Origin of the sequence: Microbacterium aurantiacum (genome assembly GCF_002872075.1) — a bacterium.
Lineage (GTDB): Bacteria > Actinomycetota > Actinomycetes > Actinomycetales > Microbacteriaceae > Microbacterium > Microbacterium aurantiacum_A.
In genome coordinates, this window is record NZ_PGGU01000006.1 from 241,418 (window position 1) to 258,890 (window position 17,473).

Annotated in this window: 18 protein-coding genes; 12 read left to right on the forward strand and 6 right to left on the reverse strand. The window is 68.9% G+C overall.

Going from position 1 to position 17,473, the window contains the following annotated elements:
* Nucleotides 1-52 precede the first annotated feature (52 nt).
* From CUR96_RS06505 to CUR96_RS06540, 8 genes are all read left to right on the forward strand, one after another.
* The gene (locus tag CUR96_RS06505; RefSeq protein ID WP_102192467.1) at nucleotides 53-1,258 is read left to right on the forward strand and encodes a M20 metallopeptidase family protein; all 1,206 of its coding nucleotides are present in this window, start codon (nucleotides 53-55) and stop codon (nucleotides 1,256-1,258) included.
* Nucleotides 1,255-1,674 carry a pilus assembly protein CpaE gene (locus CUR96_RS06510; RefSeq protein ID WP_102192468.1) on the forward strand — a complete coding sequence of 140 codons (420 nt, stop codon included), beginning with the start codon at nucleotides 1,255-1,257 and terminating at the stop codon, nucleotides 1,672-1,674. The genes CUR96_RS06505 and CUR96_RS06510 overlap by 4 nt, the downstream gene beginning before the upstream one ends.
* An 86-nt stretch (nucleotides 1,675-1,760) precedes the next feature.
* A complete protein-coding gene (paaA, locus tag CUR96_RS06515) occupies nucleotides 1,761-2,738 on the forward strand; it encodes a 1,2-phenylacetyl-CoA epoxidase subunit PaaA (protein WP_102192469.1) in 978 nt (325 codons plus the stop codon).
* The gene (paaB, locus tag CUR96_RS06520) at nucleotides 2,738-3,043 is read left to right on the forward strand and encodes a 1,2-phenylacetyl-CoA epoxidase subunit PaaB (protein WP_102192565.1); all 306 of its coding nucleotides are present in this window, start codon (nucleotides 2,738-2,740) and stop codon (nucleotides 3,041-3,043) included. Before paaA ends, paaB begins: the two co-directional genes overlap by 1 nt.
* Complete coding sequence (gene paaC / locus CUR96_RS06525) at nucleotides 3,040-3,867, forward strand: 1,2-phenylacetyl-CoA epoxidase subunit PaaC (protein ID WP_102192470.1); 828 nt, start codon at nucleotides 3,040-3,042, stop codon at nucleotides 3,865-3,867. Before paaB ends, paaC begins: the two co-directional genes overlap by 4 nt.
* A complete protein-coding gene (gene paaD / locus CUR96_RS06530) occupies nucleotides 3,861-4,373 on the forward strand; it encodes a 1,2-phenylacetyl-CoA epoxidase subunit PaaD (protein ID WP_102192471.1) in 513 nt (170 codons plus the stop codon). The genes paaC and paaD overlap by 7 nt, the downstream gene beginning before the upstream one ends.
* Before the next feature lies 1 nt (nucleotide 4,374).
* On the forward strand, nucleotides 4,375-5,556 hold the full coding sequence (gene paaE / locus CUR96_RS06535; protein WP_102192472.1) for a 1,2-phenylacetyl-CoA epoxidase subunit PaaE: 1,182 nt from the start codon (nucleotides 4,375-4,377) through the stop codon (nucleotides 5,554-5,556).
* 13 nt (nucleotides 5,557-5,569) lie between these two features.
* Complete coding sequence (locus CUR96_RS06540) at nucleotides 5,570-6,340, forward strand: enoyl-CoA hydratase/isomerase family protein (RefSeq protein WP_102192473.1); 771 nt, start codon at nucleotides 5,570-5,572, stop codon at nucleotides 6,338-6,340.
* Here the strand turns inward: CUR96_RS06540 and CUR96_RS06545 are convergent.
* On the reverse strand, nucleotides 6,327-6,863 hold the full coding sequence (locus CUR96_RS06545) for a hypothetical protein (RefSeq protein ID WP_102192474.1): 537 nt from the start codon (nucleotides 6,861-6,863) through the stop codon (nucleotides 6,327-6,329). The two genes, CUR96_RS06540 and CUR96_RS06545, sit on opposite strands and share 14 nt — an antisense overlap.
* 85 nt (nucleotides 6,864-6,948) lie before the next feature.
* On the opposite strand from CUR96_RS06545, the gene CUR96_RS06550 reads away from it, so the two are divergent.
* Complete coding sequence (locus tag CUR96_RS06550; RefSeq protein ID WP_180968964.1) at nucleotides 6,949-7,578, forward strand: TetR/AcrR family transcriptional regulator; 630 nt, start codon at nucleotides 6,949-6,951, stop codon at nucleotides 7,576-7,578.
* A 38-nt stretch (nucleotides 7,579-7,616) separates the two neighbouring features.
* Nucleotides 7,617-9,140, forward strand: coding sequence for an ATP-dependent DNA ligase (locus CUR96_RS06555; RefSeq protein ID WP_102192476.1), 1,524 nt, complete (start codon nucleotides 7,617-7,619; stop codon nucleotides 9,138-9,140).
* A gap of 21 nt (nucleotides 9,141-9,161) precedes the next feature.
* Here the strand turns inward: CUR96_RS06555 and CUR96_RS06560 are convergent, their stop codons facing one another.
* Genes CUR96_RS06560 through CUR96_RS06575 form a run of 4 tightly spaced genes read right to left on the reverse strand, consistent with a single transcriptional unit; the run spans nucleotide 9,162 to nucleotide 13,191 of the window.
* The gene (locus CUR96_RS06560; protein ID WP_102192477.1) at nucleotides 9,162-9,695 is read right to left on the reverse strand and encodes a phosphoribosyltransferase; all 534 of its coding nucleotides are present in this window, start codon (nucleotides 9,693-9,695) and stop codon (nucleotides 9,162-9,164) included.
* Nucleotides 9,696-9,746: 51 nt separating this feature from the next.
* Nucleotides 9,747-10,592: a transglutaminase family protein gene (locus tag CUR96_RS06565; protein ID WP_102192478.1), complete on the reverse strand. Its 846-nt coding sequence runs from the start codon at nucleotides 10,590-10,592 to the stop codon at nucleotides 9,747-9,749.
* Nucleotides 10,589-11,515, reverse strand: coding sequence for an alpha-E domain-containing protein (locus CUR96_RS06570; RefSeq protein WP_102192479.1), 927 nt, complete (start codon nucleotides 11,513-11,515; stop codon nucleotides 10,589-10,591). The genes CUR96_RS06565 and CUR96_RS06570 overlap by 4 nt, the downstream gene beginning before the upstream one ends.
* On the reverse strand, nucleotides 11,509-13,191 hold the full coding sequence (locus CUR96_RS06575; protein ID WP_102192480.1) for a circularly permuted type 2 ATP-grasp protein: 1,683 nt from the start codon (nucleotides 13,189-13,191) through the stop codon (nucleotides 11,509-11,511). Before CUR96_RS06575 ends, CUR96_RS06570 begins: the two co-directional genes overlap by 7 nt.
* Nucleotides 13,192-13,387: 196 nt before the next feature.
* Between CUR96_RS06575 and CUR96_RS06580 the strand changes: the two genes are divergently transcribed.
* Together CUR96_RS06580 and CUR96_RS06585 are read left to right on the forward strand one after the other, a co-directional pair.
* Nucleotides 13,388-15,034 (forward strand): thiamine pyrophosphate-binding protein, encoded by a 1,647-nt coding sequence (locus tag CUR96_RS06580; RefSeq protein WP_102192481.1) that lies wholly within the window; start codon nucleotides 13,388-13,390, stop codon nucleotides 15,032-15,034.
* A gap of 461 nt (nucleotides 15,035-15,495) precedes the next feature.
* Nucleotides 15,496-16,995 carry an HNH endonuclease signature motif containing protein gene (locus CUR96_RS06585; RefSeq protein WP_102192482.1) on the forward strand — a complete coding sequence of 500 codons (1,500 nt, stop codon included), beginning with the start codon at nucleotides 15,496-15,498 and terminating at the stop codon, nucleotides 16,993-16,995.
* A gap of 164 nt (nucleotides 16,996-17,159) precedes the next feature.
* On the opposite strand, the gene CUR96_RS06590 is transcribed toward CUR96_RS06585, so the two are convergent.
* Nucleotides 17,160-17,453, reverse strand: coding sequence for a DUF1905 domain-containing protein (locus CUR96_RS06590; RefSeq protein WP_102192483.1), 294 nt, complete (start codon nucleotides 17,451-17,453; stop codon nucleotides 17,160-17,162).
* Nucleotides 17,454-17,473: the final 20 nt, after the last annotated feature.

Consider the following 17,473-nt stretch of genomic DNA (forward strand, 5'->3'; position numbering starts at 1 on the left):
GCGCTCTGTGAACGCCCGAGGCCCGTTAGCGTTGAGGCAGCGAGGAGGACCGATGATCAACACCCTGAGGGCGGAGGCCGACTCGCTGCTGCCCGAGTTGATCGCGCTCCGCCGACGACTGCACGCGACGCCGGAGACCGGATTCCACCTTCCCCTGACGCAGGCCGCGGTGCTCGAAGCGCTGGCACCACTCGGGCTGGAGATCACCACCGGCACGGATCTGAGCTCCGTCATGGCGGTGCTGCGCGGATCGTCGGAAGGCCCGTCCGTTCTGCTGCGCGCAGACATGGACGCCCTCCCGATCACCGAGGCCACCGGACTCCCCTACGCCTCCACGAACGGCTCCATGCACGCATGCGGCCACGACATGCACACCGCCGGACTCATCGGCGCCGCCCGCCTGCTGGCGGAAAGACGGAACGAGATCGCCGGCTCGGTGGTGTTCATGTTCCAGCCCGCGGAGGAAGCGGGTGGCGGCGCCGCGCTGATGATCCGCGACGGGGTGCTGGATGCTGCGGGAGTCCGCGTCGAAGCGGCATACGGCGTGCACGTCGGTCCGGGCGTCCACGGGCGATTCCAGACGAAGCCGGGCCCGATCATGGCCGGTTCGAACGCGATCAAGGTCCGCATCCGCGGGCGAGGCGGCCATGGCGCCCGCCCGCATCTCGCGGTCGACCCGGTGCCTGCGGTCGCCGAGCTCGTGCTCGCGCTTCAGAACTGGGTGACCCGCCGCTTCGACGCCTTCGATCCGGTGGTGCTCACCGTGACGAAGCTGTTCGCCGGCGACGTGCTCAACGTCATCCCCGACGAGGCCGGGTTCTCGGCGACGCTGCGCACCCTCTCGGCCGCCTCGATCGCGACGGTGCAGCGCGAGCTTCCGTCGTTCGTCGAGCACATCGCCGCAGCGCACGGATGCACAGCCGAGGTGGAGGTGATCGTCGGATACCCGGTGACCGTGAACAGTCATGCCGAGACCGCATCCGCGATGGAGACCCTCCGCGCGATGTTCGGAGGCGGCCGCGTCGAAGAACTCGATTCTCCGTTCATGGCCTCCGAGGACTTCTCGTATGTTCTCGCCGAGGTTCCAGGCGCGTTCGTGTTCTTCAGGACGACGCCGGCCGGACTCGACCCCGCTGAGGTGGAGATGAACCACTCCCCTCGCGCGATCTTCGACGATGGCCTGCTCGCGGATCAGGCCGCGGCGCTGGCGGCGCTCGCTGCGAGTCATGTCGGACGACGACCGGAGGTATCCGCGTGATCACCCGCGAACTGGCCATCTCACTGCGGGACGCCGGACTGACCTGGCAGCCCGACAGCGGCGACCGCTTCCAGCTCGACCTGCCGGATGACGTCGAACATGAAGCCGAGGCCGAGATCTTCACGGTCAGCGAGATGACGATCGAGGCGCGCCGCACGCCGAGCGGCACCGACCTCGCCTTCAACGGCACCACCGAGTGGGCGCTCGACGCGGTCACTCTCGAGGACGCTGTCTGGCTGCCTCGCGAGGACCAGCTCCGCGATCTGCTGCGCGGAACATTCCGCCGGCTCGTACGCCTCGACGACGCCTTCGTGGTGGAGATCGAGATCGCCGGCGAGACGCTGGAGTTCGAGCATCCGGACCCCTCGGAGGCATACGGACGGGCGCTCCTCGAACTCATCTCGCGCTCGCACTGAGCGGCGCTTGAACGGGGCGCCACCCTGTGCAAGAATTACCTAACGATCGGTCAGTAAAGAAGCGCCGAACCGTCCAGGAGTCGATGATGACCAGCCCCGCAGATCTTTCCGTCGTCGAGGACGACACCTCGGAGCAGCAGCGCCTGTTCGATGAGCTCATCGCGCACGAGCAGCGCATCGAACCGCGCGACTGGATGCCCGATGCGTACCGCAAGACGCTGATCCGCCAGATCTCACAGCACGCGCACTCCGAGATCATCGGCATGCAGCCGGAGGGCAACTGGATCACCCGCGCGCCCAGCCTGAAGCGCAAGGCGATCCTGATGGCGAAGGTGCAGGATGAGGCAGGCCACGGCCTCTACCTCTACTCCGCCGCGCAGACGCTCGGCATCACCCGCGACGAGATGATGGATCAGCTCATCTCGGGCAAGGCGAAGTACTCGTCGATCTTCAATTACCCCACCCCGACCTGGGCGGATATGGGTGCGATCGGCTGGCTCGTCGACGGTGCCGCGATCTGCAATCAGGTGCCGCTCTGCCGCGCCTCGTACGGACCGTATGGTCGCGCCATGGTGCGCGTCTGCAAAGAGGAGTCGTTCCACCAGCGCCAGGGCTTCGAGATCCTGCTGACCCTCATGCAGGGCACCGAGGAGCAGCGGCAGATGGCGCAGGATGCGGTGGACCGGTGGTACTGGCCGAGTCTGGCCATGTTCGGCCCACCCGATGACCAGTCCCCGAACTCGGCGCAGTCCATGGCCTGGAAGATCAAGCGGTTCTCCAACGACGACCTGCGCCAGCGCTTCGTCTCGATGCTCGTACCGCAGGCCGAGATCCTCGGCGTGACGCTTCCCGACCCCGAGCTGCGCTTCGACGAGGAGACCGAGCAGTACGAGATGGGCGAGATCGACTGGGACGAGTTCTTCGAGGTGCTCCGCGGGAACGGCCCGTGCAACGCCGAGCGGCTGGAACGACGCCGCAGCGCCCACGACGAGGGCGCCTGGGTGCGCGAGGCCGCCGCGGAGTACGCCCGCAAGCAGGCCCTGAAGACGAAGGCTGTGGCATGATGACGACGCCCGGCGCCACTCCCTCCGAACCGTGGCCGCTGTGGGAGGTCTTCGTGCGCGCGAACCGCGGGCTCAGTCACGTGCACGTCGGCTCCCTGCACGCCCCGGATGCCGAGATGGCCATCCGCAACGCCCGCGATCTGTACACGCGCCGCGGCGAGGGCGTCTCGATCTGGGTGGCCCCGGCGGATGCCATCACCACGAGCGACCCGGATGCGAAGGGCGCCTACTTCGAGAGCCCGGCGGGCAAGAACTACCGGCACGCCGTCTACTACACGGCATCCGAGGGGGTGCCGCACCTATGAGTGAGAACGACTCCCCGCACGGCGACGTGATGGTCGAGGAGCTCCGCCTCGCGCAGGAGCTCGCCGGCACCGGCGCTCGGGCGGCCTCCGCCGACATCGCCGAGTACGCACTGCGGCTCGGCGACGATGCCCTCATCCTCTCGCAGCAGCTCGGCGACTGGATCGCGCGCGCGCCCGAGCTGGAGGAGGACGTCGCTCTCGGCAACATCGCCCTCGATCTGCTCGGCCACGCCCGCTCGTTCCTGCACTTCGCCGGCTCATTCGACGGGCGCAGTGAAGACGACCTCGCGTACTTCCGCGATGAGCCGGAGTTCCGCTGCGCGTGGATCGTGCAGCAGCCGAACGGCGACTTCGCGCAGACGATCGCCCGCCAGTTCGTCGTCGCGACCTACATGTTCGAGCTCTACTCGGCGCTGGTGTCGAGCAGCGATGAGACCGTCGCCGCCATCGCGGCGAAGGCCGTCAAAGAGGTCGACTACCACCGCGACCACGCCGTGCAGTGGATGCTCCGGCTCGCCGGCGGCACCGAGGAGTCGCGCGCCCGCATCATCCGTGCGGTGGGCGACGTCTGGCCGTACGCGGAGGAGCTGTTCCGCGATGACGAGCTGATCGACCGGCTCGGCGATGCCGCCGTGCGGCCATCGTCGCTTCGCGCCGGCTTCGACGCCGTCGTCGAGACGGTGTTCACCGAGGCCGAGTTGTCGGTCCCCGCAGTCGCCGCATCCTCCGCGGGCGGACGGCGGGGCTCGCACTCGGCGATGCTGGGGCACATCCTCGCCGAGATGCAGGTGCTCGCACGACGGCATCCGGGGGCGACATGGTGACGCACACGACCCGAAGCCGGTCGCGCACCCGCGACCAGGCATGGAAGATCGCGGCGGCCGTCGCCGACCCGGAGGTCCCGGTGCTCACCATCGAAGATCTCGGCGTGCTGCGCGCCGTCGAGGTCGACGGCGATCGCGTGCGCGTCGACATCACGCCGACATACAGCGGCTGCCCTGCGATGGACACGATCCGCGACGACGTGATCCTCGCGCTCACGGCAGCCGGCTTCGCCGAGGTCGAGGTGCGCCTGGTGCTCTCCCCCGCGTGGACGACGGACTGGATGACGGATGCCGGCAAGCGCAAGCTCTCCGAGTACGGCATCGCTCCGCCCTCGGGTCGTGCGGCGGTCAGCACCGGACCGATCCGGCTCGCCATCAGCGTCCGCTGCCCGCGCTGCGGCTCGCTCGACACCCGCGAGGCCTCTCGCTTCGGCTCGACCTCCTGCAAGGCGCTGTTCGAATGCCGCGCCTGCCTCGAGCCCTTCGACCACTTCAAGGTGCACTGAGATGTCGCTGTTCACCGCCACCCCGGCATCCGCATCGACACCGCCGCACCGCGCGCAGACCGTGCCGGCGAAGAAGCGCGCCCGCTTCCACACGCTGGCGGTGCACGAGGTGCGCCCGCTCACCGACGATGCCGTCGAGGTCACCTTCACCGTGCCCGCGGCGCTCGCCGACGAATACGACTACCTTCCCGGACAGTACGTCGCCCTGCGCACGAGGATCGACGGCGTCGAAGTGCGCCGCTCGTACTCCCTGTGCCGTGCCCCCGATCACCGGACGCCCGAAGATCGGGTCGCCGGACGCGGCACCCGTCTGAGCGTCGCCGTCAAGCGCGACGAGGGCGGGCTCTTCTCCACCTGGGCACAGACACAGCTGCGCCCAGGCGACACGATCGACGTGATGAGCCCGCAGGGCACCTTCACCTCCGCGCTGGGCGATCTCGACCACCGCCACGTCGTCGGCATCGCCGCGGGTTCCGGCATCACCCCCCTCATGTCGCTCGCCCACACCGTGCTCGCGGCATCCGACACCGCCCGCTTCACCCTGCTGTACACCAATCGCTCCACCCTCGACGTGATGTTCCTCGAGGAGCTCGCCGATCTCAAGGACCGCTATCCGACCCGGCTCACGCTGCATCATGTGCTCTCCCGCGAGCAGCGCACAGCGCCGGTGCTGTCGGGGCGGATCGACGAGGAGAAGCTGCGCACGATCTTCGGCGTCCTCCTTCCTCCGGAGACCGTGGACGAGTGGTTCCTCTGCGGCCCGCTCGCGCTCGTCGACCTCTGTCGCGAGGTGCTCGCCGATGTCGGCGTCGACCGCGCGCACATCCGCTTCGAGCTGTTCACCACCGGCGACGAGCCGGCTCGCGCGGCGCGGCCGGTGCAGGTGCGTGCGGGCGAGAAGACCGTGCGGATCGAAGTGACGCTCGACGGCGTCTCCTCGACCGTGGAGAGCCCGGTCGATGCGCACGAGTCGGTGCTCAATGCGGCACTCCGCGTGCGCCCTGACGCCCCCTTCGCCTGCGCAGGTGGCGTCTGCGGCACCTGCCGCGCACGGGTGGTGGAGGGCAGCGTGACGATGACCGAGAACTACGCCCTGGAACCCGAGGAGCTCGCCCGCGGATTCGTGCTCACCTGCCAGTCCCACCCGACCAGCGACCGCCTGGTCGTCGACTACGACGTCTGACCCGGAGGAACCCATGATCGAGATCTCCATCGCCGGCGACGTCGCCACCATCGTGCTGAACGCACCCGAGCGGCTGAACGCGCTCGACGAGCAGGCCCTGCACGGTCTCGGCGTGGCATACGACGAGGCCGAATCAGCGGGCGTCCGGGCCCTGGTGCTGCGCGGCGAGGGGCGGGCGTTCTGCGCCGGCCGCGACATCTCCGATGTCGATCCGCGCGACGACGACGTCATGGGATACCTCGACGGCCTGGTCACGCCTCTGCTGAAGCGCATGTCGGCGTTCCCGGCGCCCACCTTCGCCGTCGCGCACGGCGCCTGCCTCGGGGTCGGCCTCGGCCTGCTCATCGCCACCGATGTCGTCTACGTCGCCGAGAACGCCAAGATCGGCTCGCCGTTCGCAGCGCTCGGCGCCACGCTCGACTCGGGCGGCCATGCCCTGTTCGTCGACCGCCTCGGCGCGCACAAGGCCCTCGATCTCATCTACACGGGGCGCCTGATGAGCGGCACCGAGGCCGTTGAATCCGGGCTGTTCTCCCGGGTCCTGCCCGACGACGAGGTCGTGTCGGCGACGACGGATGCCGCGGCCGCCGCTGCGCGAGGGGCGACCGCGGCCTTCCTCGCCAGCAAGCGACTCATCGCCCGTATCCGCGACGAGCGCCTCGCGCTCTGGGAATCTGTCGGCATCGAGAACGCCGCGCAGGCCGCGCTCTGCGACACCGACGACTACCGCGAGGGCTTCGCCGCGTTCCGGGAGAAGCGGAAGCCGGATTTCACCGGGCGGTGACGTCGCTCACGGGTGCCGCATGCCTGGCGCGCGACTTGTTCCTCTCGTCCGGGAACAGCGCCCGCAGCATCCGGACCCAGCGGGTGCGATGTCGCGGCCTCGGGACGGACCGGCCGGCGAGAAGGTCCTCGACATCATCGAGCAGCTCTTCGAGCACGGCGTCGTGCAGCGGGATGAGCACGTGGAGCAGCAGCCGAGACGCCCGCCGGATCACGAGTTCGTGAACGAGTTCGTCTCCCTCACGGCGAAACTCGTGGAACCCCTCGACCTGCGACATCGTGAAGACGAATCGGAAGCGCGAATCCTCGACCTCCGAGACGACGTAACGCACGGCGCCGTGCCCGCCGGCTGATCCCACGGTGATTCCCCGGTCGAGCAGCATCGGATCCCAGCCGTCCCCCGGCCAGACTCCACTGCCCGGATCGGCGACCTTGAGCGCCAGCTCCCACGCGGCGTCGATGTCGGAATACGGGCGCCGGTGCACGTTGCTGATGTCGTTCGCGATTCGTGTCGTCCAGGTCATGCGATCACCGTAGCAGTAAACGAATCCATATTCTAGAACCGGCGCTCGCTACCCATGAGCCGGTGCGGGGTGATTGAATCGCCATGTGCCTCGCCCCTCTCGTTTCACCACCGACGACGTGCTGGATGCCGCCCTGCAGTCCATCGCAGAAAAAGGCCGAGACGTCACGATCTCGATGATCGCGGACCACCTGGGCGGTCCCGTCGGATCGATCTATCACCGGTTCGAATCCCGCGACGAGATCCTCGTCCGGCTCTGGCTCCGCTGCGTCCGCCGTTTCCAGGCCGCGTTCATCAGCGCAGCGGAAGACAACGACGACCCGTTCGAGGCTCTGCTGGCCTGCGCCGTGTCCATACCGCGCTTCTGCGCCGAGCACCCTGCGGAAGCGGTCGGCCTCACCCTGTACCGGCAGGAGCGACTCCTCGCGACCCTCCCCTCCGGGGCCCTCCGTGACGAGGTCGCCGGAATGAACATAGACGTGATGGAACTGATGACCACGCTCGCGCGACGACAGTATCCGGACGCACGGGACGCCGTGGAACGCGTCGACCTCGCCATCCGGGTGATCCCATACGGCATCGTGCGGGGGCTGCTCGGCGGTCCGATCCCTGCGCTGATCGAACCGGCCGTGATCGCCGCCGCGAAAGCCGTCCTCTCCGCCGACACCACGACGACTCCTCCGCCACACTCTGGATCGGCTTCGCCCGCCTCCTGACCCTGTCCGGCGTCGGATGCCGGTGGCAGAATGCGAGGATGATGCTCGCGGACGCCGTCACCACGACCGAGGAGGTCGCGGCCACGTCGTCGCGACTGGCGAAGATCGAAGCCCTTGCCGGGCTGCTCCAGCGCGCAGCCCCCGACGAGGTCCTCCCCCTCACCGGGTTGCTGCTCGCGAGTCCTCGTCAGGGCCGGCTGGGAGTCGGCTGGCGCGGAATCTCCGCCCTTGACGTCTCGCATGCGGATGCCCCGACGCTGAGCATCGCGGACGTCGACGTCGCTCTGACCGTTCTGGCGGCGGCATCCGGATCCGGCTCCGCGACCGCACGGAACCGGCAGCTGTCGGATCTCGCTGCGCGCGCGACGGCGGAGGAATGGGATTTCCTCGCCCGCGCCATGCTCGGCGAGCTGCGCACGGGTGCGCTCGGAGGCGTGCTGCTGGACGCGATCGTCCGGGCCTCCGGGCGCGCCCCCGCTGCGGTCCGTCGCGCCGCGATGCTCTCCGGGGATCTCGGCGAGACCGCGCTTCTCGCGCTCACCGGCACCGCCGAGCAACTCGACGATGTCCGTCTGGTCGTCGGCCGCCCGGTGCTGCCGATGCTCGCGGCGACCGCTGCGACGCCCACGGCGGCGCTCGAGATCACCGGCGAGGCCTCCGTCGAGTACAAGCTCGACGGCGCGCGGATCCAGGTCCACCGACGCGGTGATGAGGTCGGCGTCTACACTCGCAGCCTCGCCGACATCACCCATCGGGTGCCCGAGATCGTCGAGATCGTGCGCCGCCTTCCCGCGCGCGACCTGATCCTCGACGGCGAGACGCTCTCGCTCGATGAGGACGGCGGACCGCGGCCGTTCCAGGAGACCATGTCGCGGTTCGGCGCCGACGTCTCCCGCGAAATCGTCCTGCGCCCATGGTTCTTCGACCTGCTGCATGTCGACGGACGCGATCTCATCGATGAGCCGCTCGGCGTGCGCCTGGCCGAACTCGACCGGATCGCCGGCGAGTGGCGGATGCCCGGCATCATCACGGACGACGCGGATGCCGCCGAGCGGCTGTCGCTCGAGGCACTCGCCGCCGGGCACGAGGGCGTCGTCGTCAAGGCGACGGACTCGCCGTACATGGCCGGGAGACGCGGCAAGTCCTGGGTCAAGGTCAAGCCGGTGCACACCTACGATCTCGTCGTGCTCGCCGCGGAGTGGGGTTCGGGTCGCCGACGAGGCTGGCTGTCGAACATCCACCTCGGCGCACACGATCCAGACGGCGAGTTCGGCGAACCCGGAGGATTCGTCATGGTCGGAAAGACCTTCAAGGGCCTCACCGACGAACTGCTGCGGTGGCAGACCGAGACGTTCCCCGCGCACGAGACGCACCGCACCGGGGCCGCGGTCTTCCTGCGTCCGGAGATCGTCGTGGAGATCGCGATCGACGGCGTGCAGCGATCGCCCCGCTACCCGGGCGGCATCGCCCTGCGTTTCGCGCGCGTGAAGCACTACCGACCGGACAAGTCGCCGACGGATGCCGACACGATCCAGACCCTGCGCGGACTCCTCCGCGGCTGACCCGGCACGGTCTCCGCGGGCTCACGCCGACGGCGGCAGACCCAGGTCCTCTTCGCGCACCGTGCCCGGGAACGACCAGGGGAAGTTGATCCAGAGATCGGTGTCCTTCCAGGCGAAGTCCGGCTGGATGATCGTCGAGGGCTTCGTGTAGATCGTCACCGAACGGACATCCGCGCCCTTCTCCTGGAGGAGCTGCACGGCGAGGGCGAGAGTGCGTCCCGAGTCGGCGACGTCGTCGACGAGCAGCACGCGGCGCCCGTCGAGGTACGCCATGTCGAGCTCGGGCGGCAGCACCTCAGGAGCATCCAGAACGGTCCCGATGCCCGTGTAGAACTCGACGTTGATGGCACCGCAGTTCTTGGCGCCGAGGCCGTAGGCGATGGCACCCGCCGGGAGCAGACCGCCACGTGCGATCGCCACCACGACCTCCGGTTCGAACCCGGAGGCGAGGACGCTCCGCGCGAGATCGCGCGTCGCCGTGCCGAAGCCATCCCAGGTCAGCGTCTCGCGCTCGATCAGTGCATCACTCAAGGACTCGTCTTCTTCCGCCGTCATGGTCTGTGCTCCCCTACTCTCGCACGCGCCGAATCCGACGCGCAGAGCACCTCATCCGAGCCGGGTCAGTTCCACCGAGACGAACAGCTCGGATGCGCTGGGCCCCGCATAGACACCTCGAAGCGGAGCCACGTCGGCGTACTCGCGTCCGTGTCCGACGTACACATGGGATTCGCCGATCTCGGTGAGGTTCGTCGGGTCGTATCCGCGCCACTCACCGGAGTACCACTCGACCCAGGCGTGAGATTCTCCGACGACCGGCTGCCCGATCGGTGCGCTCGGGTCAGGGTGCAGATAACCCGACACGTAGCGTGCGGGAATGCCGGCCGCCCGCAGCACACCGAGGGCGACATGCGCGATGTCCTGGCACACGCCGGAGCGCGCAGACCACGCATCGCGCGCCGTGGAATTCACACCGGTCACGCCGCTCCGGTACTCCATCGCCTCGCCGACCGTGCGGCAGATCGCGAGGGCCGTCTCATCGAGCCCGCCGCCCCCGGCCTCGATGCGCAGGGCGAGGTCGATCATGTCCGCATCCGGAGCTGTCGCCGGAGTCTGCGCGACGCACTCCGCGAGTGCCAGCGACATCGGGATCCGCGCCGCGACCTCATCCCAGTCCAGACTCGGCCCCGTGGGAGGCACCGGTCGCACGTCGACGACGCTCGTCGCCGTGACCGACAGCATCTGGTGCGGGACGAGCACCTCGAATGTCGACACTCGCGTGTCCCAGTAGTCCGAATACGAATGCTGCGTCGCGGTGGCCGATATCTCCAGGCTCGCCTGCAGGACGAACTGTCCTTCTCGCGAGTGGGGCAGCATCCGCGCTTCGTTGTACGACGCCGTCGCCGGTTGCTCGTAGCGGAAACCCGTCCGATGGACGATCCGCAGCCGGCTCACAGTGCCTCTCCGATCCATACGGGCATGGCGATCGACGGGAAGTACCGTTCTCGGACGGCGTCGCTCGCCCTGGACACCCCGACCTGGACCTCCTCCATGCTCTCGGACAGGTAGTGGACGATGTCGCCGATCGGCCGGTACTCCAGCTCGGACCGCATCCGGCCGAGCACCTGATGGGCGCGGCCCGGTGCCCCGAATGCACCCGCGGGATCGATCCCGCGAAGGCACTCCTCCGCCTGCAGCACGCTCGACAGGACGGAGCGGGGGAACAGCCGGTCGACGAGTAGGAACTCCACTGCGGATGCCGCCGTCGGCACCGCCCGATGGCTCCGCAGGTGCGCCTCGTAGGCCCCGCAGCTGCGCAGAAGCGTGGTCCAGCTCGGCCCGCCGGCATCGGTGAGCGAACGCGTCGCGAGCAGCCGCGCGGTCATGTCGGCCCGCTCGATGGACCTCCCCAGCACGAAGAAGTGCCAGGCCTCGTCTCGGCTCGTCGACGAGTCGACGACGCCGAATGCCAGCGCCGACCTGTCGCGCACCCAGCGGAAGAACGGGTGGGTCTTGTCGGAGGCGATGCGGCGCGGCATCCGCGCGTGCGATTCGTTCAGCGTCTCCCAGAGATCGGTGGAGATGATCTCCCTCGCCCGCCGTGCGTTCTCTCTCGCTGCGACGATCGAGTGCCCGATCGAGGCCGAATGCTCACGATCGAGTGCGAGCAGCCGCATCACGTCGTCGCGATTGAGGGCCGTCGCATCGTCGACCGTCGTGCCCATGACCGACAGCAGCGCGCGACAGGCGGTGTCCTCGTCCACCCACGGATCCTCGAGCAGGAGCTGCAGATGCACGTCCAGGATGCGGGCGGTGCCGTCGGCCCGCTCGATGTAGCGTCCGATCCAGAACAGGGCCTCGGCGATGCGACTCAGCATGAGGGCTCCTGTCGCTGCTGTTGCTGTTGCTGTTGCTGCTGGTGATGTCGCAACTCGACGTCTTCGTCCTGCGGAGAGGAGAGGAACGGCGTGTACGGCTCCCTGCGCGACGGGGAGACCGTCGCGATCGCTCCGGTCGCGAGCGACACCTCATCGGATGCCGGATCCGACCCGCCCGCGACCGTCACCGTCGGTCCGGTCAGCAGCGAGGGGTCCAGGACCCAGGTGTCCTTCGACCCTCCGCCCTGGCTCGAGTTCACGACGAGCTGCCCTTCCGGCAACGCCACGCGGGTCAGCCCACCGGGAAGAACCCAGATGTTCTCGCCGTCGTTGACGGCGAACGGTCGCAGATCGACGTGCCGCGGACGGAAGCCGTCTTCGACGAGTGTCGGGATCGTCGACAACTGGACCACGGGTTGGGCGATCCAGCCGCGCGGATCGGCGAGGAGCGAGCGACGCAGTTCCTCGAGCGTCTCCCGGGAGGCATCCGGTCCCACGACGAGCCCCTTGCCGCCGGAGCCGTCGACGGGCTTCACCACGAGCTCGTCCAGGCGGTCGAGCACCTCCTCCAGCGCCTCGGGTTCCTCCAGCCGCCAGGTGTCGACGTTCGGGATGATCGGCTCCTCGCCGAGGTAGTACTCGATGAGCGCGGGAACGTACGTGTAGACGAGCTTGTCGTCGGCGACGCCGTTGCCCACCGCGTTCGCGATGGTGACGTTGCCGAGCCGCGAGGCGAGCATGAGTCCGGGCGCCCCCAGCACGGAGTCAGGGCGGAAGTGCTGCGGATCGAGGAACTCGTCGTCGACTCGGCGGTAGATGACGTCGACCCGCGTGGGACCGGCGGTGGTGTGCATCCACACGCGTCCGCCCGAGCAGAAGAGGTCACGGCCCTCGACGAGCTCGATGCCCATCATCCGGGCGAGCAGCGTGTGCTCGTAGTAGGCCGAGTTGTGCACGCCGGGTGTCAGCACCACGACGGTCGGGTGATCCACGCCCTGCGGTGCAGCCGCCCGCAGCGCCTGCAGCAGCCGGCCCGGATAGTCGACGACGGGTCGCACGCGGAGACTGGTGAACAGCTCGGGAAGGGTCTGCGCCATCACCCGCCGGTTCGCGAGCACGTAGCTGACACCACTGGGCACGCGCACATTGTCCTCGAGGACTCGCCAGGCGCCGTTCTCATCGCGGATGAGATCGATGCCCGCGACGTGGATGCGCACACCGTTCGCACCCACGATTCCGGCCGCCTGGCGGTGGAAGTGCGAGGAGGAGCTGATCAGGGACGCAGGGATGACGCCGTCGTGAAGAGCAAGCTGCGGACCGTAGACATCGGCGAGGAACGCCTCCAGTGCGCGGACCCGCTGCGTGACGCCCGACTCCACGTAGCGCCAGTCGTCTGCGGCGATGACGCGTGGCACGACGTCGAGCGGGAACGGCCGCTCCTCCCCGGCGAAATCGAAGGTCACCCCCTGAGCGAGGTACGAGCTGGCCAGCGCATCCGTCCTGGCACGCAGCTCCGCGTCGTCCATCGCAGCCAGTGCGGGATACATGTCCCGGTACGGGGCGCGCACCTCCGCGCCACCGGGGAGCACGTCCGCCGGGAACATCTCGTCCCATGCACGAGGTCCGGGCCCGGTCGGGCCACGGCGAGAGGTGTATCCGTTGAACAGCGACTCCATGGCCGCATGCTCCCGCGTCGCGGTTTCGCCCGTGTTACGGCATGAAGTCAGTGTGTCGCCGGGATGAGGCGCGGTAGAATTCCGATGTCCGGTACGACGTTTGCCGGTGTCCGAAAAAGGGACACGAAGCGCTTCGCGAAGATGCGGGGGCGAGACACATACGGATCCCTCCGTTCCCGTCTCGAAAGGCTTTCGCATGCCCACCGTCTCCGCACACGTCGCGCTCACCCTCGCCCAGCACATCGACGCCGTCTTCGGGGTGATGGGGAACGGCAACGCCTACTTCCTCGACGCCATCGTGAGGCAGACGGATGCCGTGTTCACAGCCGTGCGCCACGAGCAGGGTGCCGTCGTCGCCGCCGACGCGCATTTCCGCGCATCGGGGCGGATCGCCGCCGCGACATCGACTTACGGCGCCGGCTTCACGAACACCATCACCGCGCTGGCCGAGGCGGTGCAGGCGCATGCCCCGCTGGTGCTCGTCGTCGGAGACGAGCCGACGTCGGGTCCGCGTCCGTGGGACGTCGATCAGATCGCCCTCGCCTCGGCGGTGGGCGCCCGAACGTACACGGTGGGACGGGCGGATGCCGCGGCCACCACCGTCATCGCGATCGAGCACGCTCTGACCTACCGGGTGCCCGTCGTGCTGGCGATCCCCTACGACGTCGCCTCGCTGGAGGCCGGCTGGGTACCGGCGGCGCCGGCGCCTCGCATCCCGGCTCCGCTCACCCCGAAGGGCGAGTTCGCCGAGGGGATGCTGGCGGAGATCGCCGCCGCGCTGCGCGGTGCCGAACGCCCGCTCCTGCTCGCCGGCCGAGGGGCCTGGCTCGCGGGGGCACGCGACGCGCTGGGCGCGTTGGCGGAGGCCACCGGAGCCCTCACCGCATCGTCAGCGCTCGGGCGCGGCGTCTTCCCGGCCGCGCAGTACGACCTCGGCGTCGCCGGCGGGTTCGGAGCCGACGGCGCCATGTCGCTCATCCGCGAGGCCGACGTGGCGGTCGTGTTCGGAGCATCGCTCAACCAGTTCACGATGCGCTTCGGCGAACTGTTCGCACCGGGCACCCGCATCTACCAGGTCGACATCGCGCCGACCGCGACCCACCCGCATGTCGGCGGTTTCGTGCGCGGCGATGCCCGGCTGGTCGCCGAGAAGCTGGTGCGACTCGTCGGCCCCCGCGCGTCGGCGCCGTGGCGGGAGACCGTCGACGTCGCATCGGCTCGCGCGTACGCGGAAGGCGACGACCTCGCGCCCGACGGGCGCCTCGACCCGCGCTCCGCCGCACGCCGGATCGCCGAGCTCCTGCCGCAGGATCGCGTCGTCGTCTCCGACGGCGGCCACTTCATCGGCTGGGCGAACATGTACTGGCCGGTGCGCTCCCCTGACCGGATGATGATGATCGGCACGGCGTTCCAGTCCATCGGGCAGGGCTGGCCGAGCGTCGTCGGAGCGGCTCTCGCGCGCCGTCGGTCGACCGTGGTGCTGACGTCGGGCGACGGCGGCGGGCTCATGGCGATCGCCGACCTCGAATCCGCCGTTCGTGCCGCCGGAGGTCGCGGCATCGCGGTCATCTGGAACGATGCCGCCTACGGCGCCGAGGTGAATCTGTACGGACTCAAAGGCCTCGCGGAGGGGCCGATGCGCATCCCCGAGGTGGACTTCGCCGCGTTCGGCGCCGCCGTCGGGGCCGAAGGCGTCGTGGTGCGCACGCTGGACGACCTCGATCGGCTGGCGACGTGGGCTGAAGAGGATGCGGCGTCCCGCCGCTTCCTGCTGCTGGACCTGCGCATCTCCGGTGACATCGTCGCGCCGTACCAGCAGGAGATCATCCGCGTGAACTCCTGAATGCAGGCGAACGGCTGTTGCGAGCGGACTGGGCGACCCTTCCGGGCGGACGCACGCTCCCTCGCCACGCGACCGAGGGTCCGCAAGCTTGACGGCGCACCGCTCTCAGTCAGTGAGCGGGCCTCTTCCTCGGTCGTTGAGCGAGGAAGGCGAGCCGTAAAAGGTTCGCTCCGAGACCGAGTTCGGCCAGGCATGATACGACTCGGACGCGGCGCACCCTCACCACGCGACCGAGGATGTGCGAGCTGAACGGCGTGCCATTCTCGGTTCGCCACGCGACCCTCTTCATCGGTCGTTGAGCGAGCGGAGCGAGACGAAACGCGCCTCCTGCCTCGGTCGTTGAGCGAGCGGAGCGAGACGAAACGCGCCATCATCGGTCGGGCTCCAGAAGTCGTGAAAAGTTTCTCTGATCTGCTGGTTTTCGGGGTTGGAATGTCGGTGGCCCCCTGTTGAATGGAGGCATGAACAACCCGTTGGCTCTCCTGGATCAGGTCGTCTCCGACCTCGACCGGGTGCTGGGTGCGGATGGGTTCGGGTCGTTGTCGGATGCCGACCGGATGAACGTGCTCCGCGTCGCCGGGGACGCGTTCCGCCGCATCGAGGCGGTCGTCGTGGAGACGGCCTCTGGTGCCGAGCCGGGATTCTCCGATCAGTTCGGATGCCGGAACATGAACGAGTTGCTGCAACGTGTGCTCCGTGTCGATGCGTCGGGGGCGGCGCGGGTCGTGAAGGCCGCGGACCTCGTGCATCGGGACGTGGAGCTGACGTCCGGGGCACCGCTGCCGGCCCGGTGGCCGGCGTTACGGGACGCGATGCGGGACGGGACCATCGGGGTCGCCGGACTGCTCGCCGCGACCGGACCGATCGATCGTGCCGGTGCCCGGATCGGGCTCGCCGATCGGCTCCGCGCCGATGCGGAACTGGCGAACCAGGCCCGCGGGTATGTGCTCGCCAGCACCGACGCTGCCGATGCCGACGCCGATGGAGATGCCGACAGCGCCGATGCCGATGCTCGGGTCCCTGAGCTTGTCGAAGGGCCCGGACCCGACGATGCCGCCCCGACCGCAACGCCGGAGGACTTGAAGCAGTTCGCGCAACTGGTCGCGATGTATCTGGACCCGGACGGATCCGCCCCGTCAGCGGCGGAAGCATCCCAGGGCAGGTCGTTCACCATCGGCCGGCTCCACAACGGGACGTACCCGGTCCGCGGGAACCTGCTCCCCGAGGTCTACGCCCAACTCCAGTTGCTCTTCGACGCGCAGCTGAACCCCAAGACCACGGGCCCGACGGACCTGGGTGTGCAGTTCCGGCCCTCTGACGAGATCGACAGCGACGGCAGCGACGGGGATCCCTTCAACAAAGATCCGCGGAATGTGATCGACCCGCGCACCCGCCCGCAGAAACAGCACGACGCCCTCGCCACCGCACTCGGCATCGCCGCCCGGCATGACGAGATGCCATCCCTGGGTGGTGCGGCGCCAACCCTGGTCGTGCACGTCGACGCGAAAGACTTCGCCGAAGATGACCGGTGGGCGACGATCTCCGGCATCGACACCCCCGTCTCCGCCACCGTCGCCTCCCACACCGCCTGCACCGGAACAGTCCAACGTGTCCTGTTCGACGAGGGCCGCATCATCGGGATCAGCGTCACCGACCGCGTCTTCACCGTCCACCAGAGACGGGCAATCATCGCCCGCGACAAGGAATGCCTCATCCCCGGCTGCCACGTCCCCGCCACTTGGTGCGAAATCCACCACGTCACCGAACACGCCCGCGGCGGACCCACCCACACCGACAACGGAGTCCCGCTGTGCTGGCACCACCACCGCACCCTCGACACCTCCGGATGGGAGATCCGCACCACGAACGGCATCCCCCAGATCCGCGGACCCGCATGGTGGGACCCCACCCGACAATGGCGCACCCCACGCCCCACCCTCCAAACGCTCACCCGCACCTGATGGGCGGGTCCCTCTCCGAGCGTGCGCCCCGGCACTGGGGCCCTGGGTCGGTTCGGCTCGGCACTCCATAGTCGGTGCTCCGCCGCCCCGGGCTTCAGGCGGCGTATCCGCCTCTTGAGGTCGCGCTCAGAATCGGATCCGTGGCACGCAGTGCCCCGCGGCGGTCAGTTCAGCCGCTGCTGCAGGTGGACCGTGATGGTGTCTCCGGCTTGCTTTCCAAGTTCGCGGCGCAGCTTCGCGGCGACCGGGAGTTTGTGGGTACCGTCACCGAGGGCCATGAACGAGCTGGTGAACGGAACCCCGTCCATCGTTCCCGTGACCTTGACGAGGCCGCGCGTGCCGAAGTACTCGGCGGAGTCGTCGAGCTTCACGTAGGTCCAGCCGCCCTTTGCGTCGCTCTGCAGCAGCACAGCACTGAACGTGCGGTCGATCGGACCAGGAGAGGTGATCGCGGACATGAGACTTCCCTTCGCTTCAG

Bases quoted from the DNA above. Each gene is read 5' to 3' on its own strand.
- CUR96_RS06580 (WP_102192481.1), top strand. From the start codon at position 13,388: ATGCCCACCGTCTCCGCACACGTCGCGCTCACCCTCGCCCAGCACATC.
- CUR96_RS06505 (WP_102192467.1), top strand. From the start codon at position 53: ATGATCAACACCCTGAGGGCGGAGGCCGACTCGCTGCTGCCCGAGTTG.
- paaE (WP_102192472.1), top strand. From the start codon at position 4,375: ATGTCGCTGTTCACCGCCACCCCGGCATCCGCATCGACACCGCCGCAC.
- CUR96_RS06585 (WP_102192482.1), top strand. From the start codon at position 15,496: ATGAACAACCCGTTGGCTCTCCTGGATCAGGTCGTCTCCGACCTCGAC.
- CUR96_RS06545 (WP_102192474.1), bottom strand. From the start codon at position 6,863: ATGACCTGGACGACACGAATCGCGAACGACATCAGCAACGTGCACCGG.
- CUR96_RS06590 (WP_102192483.1), bottom strand. From the start codon at position 17,453: ATGTCCGCGATCACCTCTCCTGGTCCGATCGACCGCACGTTCAGTGCT.
- paaD (WP_102192471.1), top strand. From the start codon at position 3,861: ATGGTGACGCACACGACCCGAAGCCGGTCGCGCACCCGCGACCAGGCA.
- CUR96_RS06560 (WP_102192477.1), bottom strand. From the start codon at position 9,695: ATGACGGCGGAAGAAGACGAGTCCTTGAGTGATGCACTGATCGAGCGC.
- paaC (WP_102192470.1), top strand. From the start codon at position 3,040: ATGAGTGAGAACGACTCCCCGCACGGCGACGTGATGGTCGAGGAGCTC.
- CUR96_RS06570 (WP_102192479.1), bottom strand. From the start codon at position 11,515: ATGCTGAGTCGCATCGCCGAGGCCCTGTTCTGGATCGGACGCTACATC.
- CUR96_RS06575 (WP_102192480.1), bottom strand. From the start codon at position 13,191: ATGGAGTCGCTGTTCAACGGATACACCTCTCGCCGTGGCCCGACCGGG.
- CUR96_RS06540 (WP_102192473.1), top strand. From the start codon at position 5,570: ATGATCGAGATCTCCATCGCCGGCGACGTCGCCACCATCGTGCTGAAC.
- CUR96_RS06555 (WP_102192476.1), top strand. From the start codon at position 7,617: ATGATGCTCGCGGACGCCGTCACCACGACCGAGGAGGTCGCGGCCACG.
- paaB (WP_102192565.1), top strand. From the start codon at position 2,738: ATGACGACGCCCGGCGCCACTCCCTCCGAACCGTGGCCGCTGTGGGAG.
- paaA (WP_102192469.1), top strand. From the start codon at position 1,761: ATGACCAGCCCCGCAGATCTTTCCGTCGTCGAGGACGACACCTCGGAG.